The organism is Bartonella mastomydis (assembly GCF_900185775.1).
Classification (GTDB): domain Bacteria; phylum Pseudomonadota; class Alphaproteobacteria; order Rhizobiales; family Rhizobiaceae; genus Bartonella; species Bartonella elizabethae.
The window spans coordinates 1-1,762 of record NZ_LT883135.1 but is presented as its reverse complement, the minus strand read 5'-3'; the positions used below and the strand labels follow the sequence as shown (position 1 = coordinate 1,762).

Sequence of the window (1,762 nt, the reverse complement as noted above, 5' to 3'; positions counted from 1 at the left end):
GATACGAACTTCAGCAATGTGAACAAGCATCTGAATACTGTTGTTAATGAGTTTAATGAAAAGTTAGACAATATTAATAAGGAAGTTAAAGGGGATTCGTTGTTATGGAGCAATGAACATAATGCGTTTGTAGCAACGCATGGAGACAAGGATAGCAAGATTAAGAATCTTGCTGCCGGAGATGTTGGGCAAGCTTCTACGGATGCGGTTAATGGTTCACAGCTTTATGCTTTGGGTAGCAGTGTTGCAAAGTCATTAGGTGGTAAAGCTAGCTATGAAGATGGCAAATGGGTAGCGCCTAAATTCACGGTTAAAACCTTTAGTGAAGATGGTACGGAAGGAACGAAGGACTATGGGAATGTATCGGATGCCTTTGGAGGGGTTAATGTAGCATTCACAAACTTTGGTACCAAAATCACCAATCAGATTAAGCAAGAGCTTGGCAATCAGATTAGCGAACAGATCAAGAGCGATGCATTGTCTTGGAATGGTGAGGATAAAGCATATGATGCAGGTCATGGAGCAGAAGGGGCAAGAAGTAACAGTAAGATTATGCATCTTGCGGATGGAACTGTTTCCTCTGGTTCAGCGGATGCGGTTAATGGTTCACAGCTTTATGCTTTGGGTAGCAATGTTGCAAAGTCATTAGGTGGTGAAGCGAGCTATGAGAATGGCAAGTGGGTTGCACCAAGCTTTATACTGAAGACGTTCAATGAAGATGGTAATGAAGGTGAAAGCAAGACCTATAATGATGTAGGCACTGCATTTGCAGGAGTTGATACGAACTTCAGCAATGTTAACAAGCATCTGAATACTGTTGTTAATGAGTTTAATGAAAAGTTAGACAATATTAATAAGGAAGTTAAAGGGGATTCGTTGTTATGGAGCAATGAACATAATGCGTTTGTAGCAACGCATGGAGACAAGGATAGCAAGATTAAGAATCTTGCTGCCGGAGATGTTGGTCAAGCTTCTACGGATGCGGTTAATGGTTCACAGCTTTATGCTTTGGGTAGCAGTGTTGCGAAGTCATTAGGTGGTGAAGCGAGCTATGAGAATGGCAAATGGGTAGCGCCTAAATTCCATTTTAAGGGTTTCAACGACAATGGTGATGTTACTGACACGAGTTATAATGATGTAACCTCTGCCTTTACTGGTGTTGGCGATTCATTTGAGAAAGTCAAAGATCAGTTTGCGAATATTAAGGATGAAATTGGCAAAGAGATCAGCACAGTTCAAAGTGATGCTTTGTTGTGGGATGAGACTAAAGGTGCGTTTGTAGCAGAACATGGCAAAGAAGGTAGTAAAACGAATAGCAAGATTAGATCACTTGCGAATGGAGCTATTAATGCTAGCTCAAGTGATGCTGTGGCTGGTAATCAACTTCATGCTTTAGGTAGCAGTGTTGCAAAGTCATTAGGTGGTAAAGCTAGCTATGAGGATGGCAAATGGGTTGCACCAAGCTTTATACTGAAGACGTTCAATGAAGATGGTAAGGAAGGTGAAAGCAAGACCTATAATGATGTAGGCACTGCATTTGCAGGAGTTGATACGAACTTCAGCAATGTGAACAAGCATCTGAATACTGTTGTTAATGAGTTTAATGAAAAGTTAGACAATATTAATAAGGAAGTTAAAGGGGATTCGTTGTTATGGAGCAATGAACATAATGCGTTTGTAGCAACGCATGGAGACAAGGATAGCAAGATTAAGAATCTTGCTGCCGGAGATGTTGGGCAAGCTTCTACGGATGCGGTTAATG

1 pseudogene is annotated in these 1,762 nt (G+C 41.1%); it reads left to right on the top strand.

Going from position 1 to position 1,762, the window contains the following annotated elements:
- Positions 1 to 1,762: pseudogene (locus FJG96_RS00070) on the top strand (hypothetical protein); the annotation flags it as partial.